The 10,249-nt window shown below is 56.4% G+C and carries 10 protein-coding genes; 6 read left to right on the plus strand and 4 right to left on the minus strand.

Annotation, left to right across the window (positions count from 1 at the left end; genetic code table 11):
* The first annotated feature begins 22 nt into the window (after positions 1-22).
* Positions 23-394 carry a TSUP family transporter gene (locus tag VGM48_RS04600; RefSeq protein ID WP_331576545.1) on the plus strand — a complete coding sequence of 124 codons (372 nt, stop codon included), beginning with the start codon at positions 23-25 and terminating at the stop codon, positions 392-394.
* 13 nt (positions 395-407) lie between these two features.
* On the opposite strand, the gene VGM48_RS04605 is transcribed toward VGM48_RS04600, so the two are convergent.
* A complete protein-coding gene (locus VGM48_RS04605; protein ID WP_331576546.1) occupies positions 408-1,190 on the minus strand; it encodes a C40 family peptidase in 783 nt (260 codons plus the stop codon).
* A 163-nt stretch (positions 1,191-1,353) separates the two neighbouring features.
* On the opposite strand from VGM48_RS04605, the gene VGM48_RS04610 reads away from it, so the two are divergent.
* Together VGM48_RS04610 and VGM48_RS04615 are read left to right on the plus strand one after the other, a co-directional pair.
* The gene (locus VGM48_RS04610; protein ID WP_331576547.1) at positions 1,354-1,950 is read left to right on the plus strand and encodes a sigma-70 family RNA polymerase sigma factor; all 597 of its coding nucleotides are present in this window, start codon (positions 1,354-1,356) and stop codon (positions 1,948-1,950) included.
* Positions 1,947-2,309: a hypothetical protein gene (locus VGM48_RS04615; protein WP_331576548.1), complete on the plus strand. Its 363-nt coding sequence runs from the start codon at positions 1,947-1,949 to the stop codon at positions 2,307-2,309. The genes VGM48_RS04610 and VGM48_RS04615 overlap by 4 nt, the downstream gene beginning before the upstream one ends.
* Before the next feature lie 94 nt (positions 2,310-2,403).
* Here the strand turns inward: VGM48_RS04615 and VGM48_RS04620 are convergent, their stop codons facing one another.
* On the minus strand, positions 2,404-2,970 hold the full coding sequence (locus VGM48_RS04620; protein WP_331576549.1) for a hypothetical protein: 567 nt from the start codon (positions 2,968-2,970) through the stop codon (positions 2,404-2,406).
* Positions 2,971-3,167: 197 nt separating this feature from the next.
* Between VGM48_RS04620 and VGM48_RS04625 the strand changes: the two genes are divergently transcribed.
* From VGM48_RS04625 to VGM48_RS04635, 3 genes are read left to right on the plus strand one after another with little or no spacing between them, the layout of a single operon-like run.
* Complete coding sequence (locus tag VGM48_RS04625; RefSeq protein WP_331576550.1) at positions 3,168-4,997, plus strand: PDZ domain-containing protein; 1,830 nt, start codon at positions 3,168-3,170, stop codon at positions 4,995-4,997.
* A gap of 6 nt (positions 4,998-5,003) precedes the next feature.
* On the plus strand, positions 5,004-5,576 hold the full coding sequence (locus VGM48_RS04630) for a GNAT family N-acetyltransferase (RefSeq protein ID WP_331576551.1): 573 nt from the start codon (positions 5,004-5,006) through the stop codon (positions 5,574-5,576).
* 45 nt (positions 5,577-5,621) lie between these two features.
* Entirely contained in the window at positions 5,622-6,089 is a 468-nt protein-coding gene (locus VGM48_RS04635) for a DoxX family protein (RefSeq protein ID WP_331576552.1), read from the plus strand.
* A gap of 3 nt (positions 6,090-6,092) precedes the next feature.
* Here the strand turns inward: VGM48_RS04635 and VGM48_RS04640 are convergent, their stop codons facing one another.
* Both VGM48_RS04640 and VGM48_RS04645 read right to left on the minus strand, forming a co-directional pair.
* Entirely contained in the window at positions 6,093-7,205 is a 1,113-nt protein-coding gene (locus VGM48_RS04640) for a hypothetical protein (RefSeq protein WP_331576553.1), read from the minus strand.
* Between the two features lie 111 nt (positions 7,206-7,316).
* Positions 7,317-9,746 (minus strand): ABC transporter permease, encoded by a 2,430-nt coding sequence (locus VGM48_RS04645; RefSeq protein ID WP_331576554.1) that lies wholly within the window; start codon positions 9,744-9,746, stop codon positions 7,317-7,319.
* Between the last annotated feature and the right edge of the window lie 503 nt (positions 9,747-10,249).

Below are 10,249 nucleotides of genomic sequence, written 5' to 3' on the forward strand. Positions count from 1 at the left end.
CGGCCACACAAAACGATTGCTTATGTCTGTTCAAACGATTGCTCTGCTGGTACTGGTGGGCCTGCTTGCGGGCATGCTAAGCGGCCTCGTGGGCCTCGGCGGCGGCGTCATCATCGTCCCCGCCCTTGTCTTCGTACTCGGATTCAGCCAACACCAGGCCCAGGGAACCTCCCTCGGCATCCTGCTGCTGCCCGCCGGGATCTTCGCGGTGCTGAACTACTATAAGAGGGGCTATATCGATATGAAAGTAGTGCTGCTGCTGTTTGTCGGGTTCCTCGTCGGCGGCTTCCTGGGAAGCAAACTGTCCCTTAGTCTTTCCGAGACGATGCTGAAGAAAGTATTTGCCATCGCTCTGCTGCTCATCGCCGCCAAAGTCCTGTTCTTCGATAAGTGACAAACGCCGTTGGCTACTTGTCAGCCGGCGCCAATAGTCGCCGAAGCGTCCGGAGATGATGCGTCCGCTGATGGTCCTCCGAGCGTACGATCCCCATATTATCGATCTTGTCGATCCGCACCTTCCCCGAAGCATGGATGATCTCCTGCGGATTCAAGAGGATGCCCACATGCGTGATCCGCCCCTCTTCATTGTCAAAAAAGGCCAGATCCCCCGTCTTCGTCTCTTCCAGGAAACCAACGCCCTCGCCCTGCGTGGCCTGCTGATAGGCGTCCCGCAGCACCGACACACCGAGGAACTTATACACGGTCTGCACGAACCCGCTGCAATCAAAACCAAAAACGGATTTCCCACCCCAGAGATAGGGGATGTTCAGGAATTTATAGGTCAGCTGGCGGATCGCTTTCACATCCAGCGCCGCACTGGCCGGGTCCCAGGTCTTGCCCTTGTAGTGGACCTGATTCTTCCGCCAATGCGCCCGGCCATTCTTCATCGCCGTCAGATGGCTGCCCATCGGCACCATCATCGGATGCCCGTTATATTCCAGCGCGGTCACCCACTCCGGCGTCAGCGGAGTGCCCCCCGTCTCATATTCATTCTCGTCTATCTCCGTCAAATGCGTGGAAGTACACCATCCTTCATAGCCATCATACCGCATCCGAACCCGGCTCCATTCTTTGCCCTGCTCGAGCACCTCGCAACACTCGCCAAAGATCAGCTGACTAACCATTTCTGTCCGGTGGGAAGGTTCGGCCCTCAACGGGCTCACAGGAACGCAACAAATTGCTCTGATCATACGGTAAATTAGAAAATTGCGATTAAAAATTGGCAAAAAATAATTTTTAACCGCAATCCGGCTAATGTCTGCCTGCCGGGCTTAACAGCCGCCAGGCGAATTGGACTCCGTCCAATTAAATAAGTCTGCGCCGTTGGCAAAATTTTATGCAATTTTGGACGTTTTGCATCTTAGTAATACCGTGAAGAAAGACCCTTTCCACCATATGACCGACCAGGAGTTGCTGGCCCGTTTTTATGAGGACCACAACAACGAATGGCTGGGCTCCCTCCTCCAACGATACACCTTACTTCTTCTCGGGGTATGCATGAAGTACGTCCGGGAGGAAGAAGAAGCCCGCGATTGTGTACAACAGATATTCGTAAAGGTCATTACCGAACTGGCCAAATACCGGGTCGAATATTTCAAATCCTGGATCTACACCATCGCCCGAAACCACTGCCTGATGAAACTGCGCGACCAGCACGGCCGGTCCGCCGAACTCACCGACTCCCTTCTGGCCGCCTGGGACGAGGAACCCGGCAAAAACCTGCACTGGGAGAAAGAACAGCTGCTGCTTTGGATGGACCAGGCCCTGGAAGAATTGGGAAAAGAGCAAAAACTCTGCGTAATTTTGTTCTATCTGGAAAAAAAGAGCTACCAGGAAATAGCCGACCAGACCCGATTTTCGTTAATGCAGGTAAAAAGTTATATCCAAAACGGTAAACGAAACCTAAAAATAGCGATCGAAAAAAAGGCCCGGGAGGGCGCTCAGCGATGAACAAGGACCTGCTCAACATATTAGCCAACAGCAACAAGGACATCGACAACCAGCAGTTGATGGACTATCTCAGCGGCAAGCTTACGGGCGAAGAGCTGCATGAGGTGGAGCGGGCCCTGGCCGAGAGCGAATTCCTCGACGACGCCGTCGAAGGCCTCCAGCAGATCGGCAACAAAAAGAACATGCAGGCCTATGTCGACGAGCTCAACGCGGCCATGCAAAAAACGCTGGAGAAAAAGAAACAACGCCGCCTCAAACGCCGCCTCAAGGAAGACCCCTGGGGGCTCCTCGCCGTCATCCTCGTCATCGCCCTCTGCATCCTCGGCTATATCGTCGTCCGCAAGCTCCAGCAAAAATAAAACGCCGCCGGTCAACCCAACGAACGCGTTGCCCCGCAAAAATAAAACGCCGCTGCAAAAAGCAGCGGCGCGGTATTGTCAGGTAGATGATGCCTTAGATAAGGATCGCAATCAGCAGGACGACCCATACGCCCCAGCCGATCCACGCCCACTTCACGCGGTTGTGTTTCTTCTCATCATTGATCAGATACGCGATCAGCACCCCGATCAGCCCCAGCAATAAGCCAAGGAAGAAACCACCGGCATGAAAACCGGTCTCGCCGCTGCCATCTTTTGCAGCCAGCATCGCCAGTTTCTTGTTGTTGATCGTGCCATCCGCATTGATCGAATGACGCAATTTCTTTTGCGCCAACTTGAATTCGAGCCGGTTGAGCAGGCCCATCTTCTTGCCAGTCATCTTTTCCAGATCGGCCACCTTCATCGTGGAAAGTTCCTGCAGGTTGATCGTCTTACCGGAATTGCCCAGCGGAACATTGATCTCCGTGGCCTTCAACTGCGCAGGCGCCGCAGCCGTCACACCGGGCGTAGCCATCGGCGCAGGGGCGACAATCTCCCTCGGAGCGGGGTTGGTGGCGGAAGCAGTGGGGAGGACAGAAGAAGAAGCAGAACAAAAAGAAATGGCCATTACGGTGGCCAGCGACAGCGTTAAAAGTCTTTTCATAAACGTGAGGCTTGGGTTTAAGTGAATTACATATTGGATAACGGTACCCAATATACTCAAATTTTGTCGCCATCCAAATCCTGTAACGCATTGACGCAGAATTTTAATGGAACCTTCATTTTCTCCGCGCGCGCATTTCCTTTTTTTGCCGGCTTTTCGCCAAATTGTCTATATTCGACTTATTATTAATTGCTTATATGAACTTCAAAAAGAGTGTTCTCGTCCTGGTCCTGGCCCTCGGTCTCCAGTCCGTCTTTTCCCAACGCATCAGTTACATCGTTTCTTTTCCCAACCTTGCACACCATGAAGCCCAGGTGGAAATGGTTGTAAGCGACCTTAACGGCCGCACCGCCGTTTTTCGCATGAGCCGGTCCTCGCCCGGCCGCTATGCCACCCATGAATTCGGCAAGAATATCTACGACCTGAAGGCCACCGATCAAAACGGCAAAGCCCTCACCGTCAACCGTACAGACGGTGATGTCTATGAGGTCAGCCGCTACAATGGTTACATCCGCCTCCAGTATACGCTTTATGGCAACTATGCCGACGGCACCTATGTCGGCCTCGATCCGACCAATGTTCATTTCAACATGCCCGGCGCGTTTCTCTGGCTCAAAGGCGCAGACAACACGCCGATCACCATCCATTTCAATGTTCCGCCAGAGTGGCATTGGACCGTGGCGACCCAACTCCAGCCCACGGGCGACAGCCTCACTTTCCTCGCCCGCAACTTCCAGTATTTTATGGACTGCCCAACGAAGATCGGTCCGCTGCGCTACCGCGGATGGGAGGTGAAGAACCCCGATGGTAAGGCCTACAAGTTCCGCATCGCTCTCGACGGCGGTGGCGACGACACCACGTTCACGGCGTTTAGCGAAAAAGTGCAAAAGGTCGTCCGTCAGGCCCAGGCCGTCTTTGGCGAAACACCCGCCTACGACTACGGCACCTATACCTTTCTGGCCAGCATCAACCCCTACGTACACGGCGACGGCATGGAACACCGCAACTCGACCATGATCAGCGTCCCGATCGCCTTTCACGGGGACGATCGCCTTCTCGACGTCTTCGCCCACGAATTCTTTCACTGCTGGAATGTCAAGCGTATCCGGCCCAAGACCCTCGAACCCTTCAACTTCGAGAAGAGCGATATGAGCTACGAACTCTGGTTCGCCGAAGGCTTCACCCAGTATTACGGTGACCTGCTGGTCGAACGCGCCGGTTATCTCCGGGATACCGACTATGTCAAGCGCACCGTCGCGGGGCTGATCAATACCAAGATGAATACCCCCGGCGCACGAAACTATTCCCCCGTTCAGGCCAGTGAAGAGGCCGTCTTCACCGACGCCGGCATCGCCGTGGACAAGACCAATTTCCCGAATATCTTCACCTCCTACTATCCGTATGGCGGGAGCATCGCCCTGGCGCTCGACCTCCAGTTACGCACCCGGTTCAACAAGACCCTCGACGAGTATATGGCCGCCGCCTGGAAGAAGTTCGGCAAACCCGAGATCCCCTACAACGTAGGCGGCCTCCAGGATGTCCTTGCCTCTTTTACCGGGGACAAGAAATTTGCCGAAGAATACTTCGCTAACTATATCTACGGCCACGAGGCCATCGACTACAACGCCCTCCTGGCGCCGGCAGGGTTTCTGCTGAAAAAGACCGATGCCGGCAAGGCGTGGATCGGCAGCACAGCCCGGACGTTCGCCGAAAAGGAAGGGCTTATCATCGAGACGAATACCCTCCGGGGGACGCCCCTGTATGAGGCCGGTCTCGACATCGACGACAAGATCCTGGCCGTCGACAACCAGGATACCCGCACCGTGGGCGAACTGAATGCCATCCTGGCGAAGTTGCACCCCGGGACGGCCGTACCCATCCGCTACCTCCATCGCACGGAAGAAAAGAAAGGAACCATCACCGTCCGGGAGAACCCCGTCGTTTCCGTGGTGACCTTTGAGCAGGCCGGCCAGCCGGTAACCGCGGCCGTCCAGCAGTTTCGCAAAAACTGGCTCGGCGCAAAATAACCGCTCATGATCCGATTAGCAACCGCGGCTGATGCCCCCGGCATCAGCCGCCTTCTCAACCAACTGGAATATCCCGGAACGGAAGCCTTTCTGGCCGCCCGCCTCCAATCCATGCTCACGGACCCCGCCGAAATGCTCCTCGTCTGGGCCGAACCTCCCGCCGGCGTCGCAGCCACCCCGCGCGCCGCCGACCCGGCCATGGCAGCCCCAACCACCGAGCCACCCACCGCCGACCCGGCCATGGCAGCCACCCCGCGCGCCGCGGGATCCTCCAGCCCGGCCATCCCGCCCGCTGCCGGCGCACCTACCGGGAGCATCCTCGCCCTCCTCTCCCTCCACTTCATCCCCCAGATCGCGCTCAAGGGCGATTTCGCCCGCATCAGCTATTTCGCCGTCGACGAACAGGCGCGCAGCCGCGGCATCGGCCGCGAACTCGAAGCCGAAGCGACCCGGCTGGCCCGGGAAAGAGGCTGCGTCCTCCTCGAGGTCCACTGCCATACGCGCCGCACCCGGGCCCACGAATTCTACTACCGCCAGGGCTATGAAGAATCCCCTAAATATTTGATTAAAAGGCTGTAATAAGGCACGGCAATTGCGGCGATGAAGGTATCTAAAGGCATAACTATGACAATCTTACAAGATATACGACACTGGGGCGCCACCCATCATCCGCGATGGCTGGTAGTCGTCCGCATCGCGGTCGGCTTATTTCTCTTTGCAAAGGGGATCAATTTTGTGCGGGACACCACCCTGCTCGACCGCCTTCTTTATGGCAGCGCAAGCCTCGCGGAGAACCAGACCCACTGGCTGCCGCTACTCATCACCTGGGCCAACCTGTTGGGTGGATTTATGCTGACGGTCGGTCTCTGGACGCGCGTCATCGCCCTGCTGCAGCTACCCATCCTCGTTGGAGCCATCATCTTTATCAATGCACAGAAAGGCAGCTTTGCACCCGACTCCGAACTGGGTCTGGCCATCCTGAGCCTGCTGCTGATGATCCTTTTTGTGATAGAAGGGGGCGGACCGCTTTCACTCGATGCTTACTTCGAGAAGAATCGTGGCCGCGGCTCCCAGGGCCGCAATCTGCCGTAATCGCTATTGATACTGAATATAGATCGGGCTCGGCTTCAGCGCCAGTACCTGCTTGGGGGTCATCAGCGTAGTAGCCGCATATTTGACCTTCGCAAGCGTCTTGATGTCATTTTTATAGAACAGCTTGAACCCGGTGAATTGGACCGGTTGAGCCCATTCATAGTTCTTATACGTATCCATCTTCAACTGCTGGGGGCCCCATCCATCCATATCCATGACGATCTGGACATCGGGTCGCAGGCGGATCTGCTTGTAGTTGGTGATCATTTTTTGCGTCCAACGGTGTACAATAAAGACTTTGGGCGGCAGGTTATGCGCTTTCACCAGTTTTGTCAGATACTCGGTACACCAGTTGACATCGGAAGCATCGAACGTACCCACGTTTTTACCCACTCTCATTCCGGGCTTCATGGCAAATTCCGCATCGATGCCTAAATGGACATTGGGCATGCTCAGATATTTTTCCAGAAGGGGTATCTCCGACTCTACATTCGAAAAGCCTACCTGCACATCCAGGAAAACAAGCGCATTGATCCTTGCCGCCATATGCAGGATCGAGTCGATCTGCTTGAAAGGCATACGCGCCCGGTATTTTCCATCCTTGCCGCCGCTGCCCTGTGCGGTTACCGCAATATAATGAAGCGCGGGAATGACCGGGATCGAAGGATCTGCCGCCTGCCATTTCTTTACTTCGCCCTTAAGCATCCTGAGCATTTCATCAGGCGGATATTCACCCAGGACCCCCATGCGTTTGCTATAAAGATTACCATAATAGGCGATGATCCGATTGAAAGGAAGGATCGCCCCTGAATTGGGATATACCCCTTTCACTGGCCAACGACCCGATGAGTCTCCGTTCGCCAGGCGCAGCATCAGCCGGTTGTACAGCGCCGTATCCACGGGACCTCTCGATATTGCCGCCGGAGCAGCTTCGGCCGGAACCGTATCCTTTACAGCCGACCTGCCGGCCGTCGCCTTCGCCGAATCGGATTTCCCCTTTGCCGAACTGCCGTTATTACAGGCTGTCAGCACGATCAGCCCACAGACCCCGGCCACAAATGCCGCCCTCAAAGTCGTATAGGCACTACTGTTTCTTACTCTGGATTCGTTTCTCATCTCGTTGATTGCCATAGTTTACCAGCCCGATGTTTTAGTCAGGCAAAGATATTCCAAAACGAACCCATCATCTTTTTATTTTATAACACTTTCTTAAAAAATGTGGACAAATCATCCGTCCGTTCGCAGGCTCTCCGCGGGGTTGACGAGTGCCGCCTTCAGCGACTGCACACCGATGGTCAGGATCGTGATGAAAAGGAGCACCGCGCCGGCCAGCAGAAAGATGTCCACTCCGATGCGCACGCGATAGACGAAGTCTTCCAGCCAGCGGTGCATCAGCCACCCGCCGAGGGCCGAAGCGATCACCAGCGCAATGCCGATCAGCACCACAAAATCCCGGCCCAGCAAGGTCACGATATCCCCTATCCCGGCGCCCAGCACCTTGCGGATGCCGATCTCCCGGGTACGCCGCGCCGTGGTGAACAGCGTCAGTCCAAAGAGGCCGATGCAACTGATAAAGATCGTGATCGCGGTAGCGGTATTCATCAGCCATTCCATCGTCTTCTCGCGTTGAAAGAGCTGGGCGATCCATTCATCCAGGAAGTTATACTCGAAGGGCTTGTGCGGATAGAACTCTTTCCAGCGTCGCTCCACGCGGGCAAGGATCGCCCGCGCCTCCGACGCCGGCCTGTCCCTGACGTCGAGCCGCAGAGCCAGGTCGGTGCAGGCCATTGCGGCGATCAGCGTGGGCTGAATAGCCTCATGGAACGAAAATTCCTGGAAGTCGCCTACCACTCCGACGATCGGGACATTCCGGTTCCAGGTGTGGATCAGCTGACCCACCGCCTGCTCGGGATGCTGGAAGCCGAGCTGCTTCGACAGGCTTTCGTTGATGACTACCTCCTTCAGCGTATCGCTTGGCAGCAGGTTCCGGCCCGCCAGCAACCGGATATGATACAGGGGAATGAAATGCTCATCGGCCTTGATGGCTTCCACGCCGATCCGCTCATCACTGCGCACCCGGTATTGGATCGTAAAAACGCCCCGGTCCGGCCCCATCGGCGGCATGTTCTCCCTTGCCACGGCGCTTACACCCGGCAGGTGGCGAAGCGATTCGGCCAGCAGTTTGACATTGCCGACGCTGTCGCGGCTTTCTCCCGTATCGAGAAGCACCACCGCATCGCGGTTAAAGCCCAGGTCCGTATTCAGCATAAATCGGATCTGCCGGCCGATGACCAGGGTGCCGATGATAAAAAGCAGCGATACCGTAAACTGAAACACGATCAGCCCCTTTCGGAACCACCATTTACCGGTCCCCCTGGGGGCCGCCGCACCCTTAAGGCTGAGCATCGGCGAGAAGGCCGATAGCTTCTGCGCGGGATACATGCCGGCAAGTAGAGTTGTCGCTGCCATCATCCCCAAAAGAAAGAGCAGGTTGGCCGGCGCCAGCGGATCATATTTTAATTGAGGGGGTATAAACTCGTGAAAAGCGCCGAGGACCGGTGTTACCAGGAAGACGGCCGCCAGCCCCGCCACGCCCGTCAGCAGGAAGGTCTCGGCCAGCAACTGCAGGACGAGGTTCGCCCTGGCGCTGCCCATGATCTTACGGATACCGATCTCTTTCTCCCTTGTCAGCGATTGGGCCGTCGCCAGGTTGACGTAGTTGATGACGGCCAGCACCAGGATAAAGATAGCGATGCCCAGCAAGGCATACAGCGTGGATAATTGGGAGGTGCGGGCGGTAGCCTCCGGGGCGCCGGCAGAAAAGTGGATATCCCGGAGGGCCTGCATCTCTACCCGCGTCGCGATCCTATCCTTGAACTCCCGATCGAACAGCGCGGTCAACGCCGCACTCACGGTAGGTCGATCGGCTCCCGCCGCCAGTTTGATCAGCACCCGGTCCGCGCTCGGGATCCCCTTTACCGGCGCCCCCCGCAGCCCATATTGATCGCCCAGCCAGCAGCGCGCCGCCGTGGAAACGGAGATCAACTCCGTATAGGGGAAGTCCGTATGCCCCGCCCAGTCCCGGACGATGGCGCCGACATGGACCCGCAGGCTGTCGTCATAGATCACCTCCCGCCCGATCATCCCTTCCAGCGGCCCCGAACCAAAATAAAGCCGGGCCTTTTTCTCCGTAAGCACCACGCTGAACGGCTGCTCCAGCGTCGATCGCGCATCCCCCGCCAGCCCCTGGTAGGGCAGGATCGTCAGGTAGTCGGCGCCCGCAAAGATCGCTTGCGCATCGAACCGGGTCGTTCGTTTATCCATCGCAGCGATCGTCGCGATGCCGTCTTGCAGCAGGAAATACGGCGCCACCGTCTCCACTCCCGGAATATTCTTCCGCACGGCCGGCGGCAGTTCGGCCGCAACGGCGGGGATCCTTGTTTCCGGTTCGCCCGGCACAAACGGGAAATAGGAATTGAGCCGGTAGATCCGCCCGGCATCGGGGTGATCCTTGTCAAAGCTGAATTCATATTGTGTGATGACCCAGATGACCAGGCAGGCCGCCAGGCCGAGGGTCAGCCCCAGCACATTGATCAGCGTATAGAGCTTATTGCGGGAGAGGGTCCGCCAGGCGATGGTCCAGTAGCTTTTGAACATGAGGAGGGTTTTGTTGGTACCATTCCGCCACCAATTCAATGCCGGATAATGGCGCCCGTCAGGATCAATTGCTTATAAATTAGTATAGGTTCGCGGCCGTTCGGTTCCGATACAGGCGCTGTCCGGCCCTGAGCCAGCCGCCAGCCCGGCGTTGCCGAAAGGCATTCCGGCCGCAGCCTAACGCTGCGTGGATAACCGCCCTTAAAATTTAATAGTCTATAATTTTGGTAGACTAATATTTTCACCCTATTTTGCGGTCATATTCATGGCCGGCACCCGAGCCGGCGACCATACGAGTTACGTGGCCGAGCGGCGAGGCGGAGGTCCGCATTACCTTCTAGGGGGGTTCGACTCCTTCCGTAACTGCAAATAAAAAAGCCCCGAATGATATGCCCCCAAAATGTTAGACACATTTTAGGGGCATTTTTATGGATAAAAGAGTCAAGTACAGTATTAAACAGAAGCGATGGGCCGTTCGATCTATCCTTTCGGGTCAGCTGTCG

Source organism: Puia sp. (assembly GCF_036500295.1).
Classification (GTDB): domain Bacteria; phylum Bacteroidota; class Bacteroidia; order Chitinophagales; family Chitinophagaceae; genus Puia.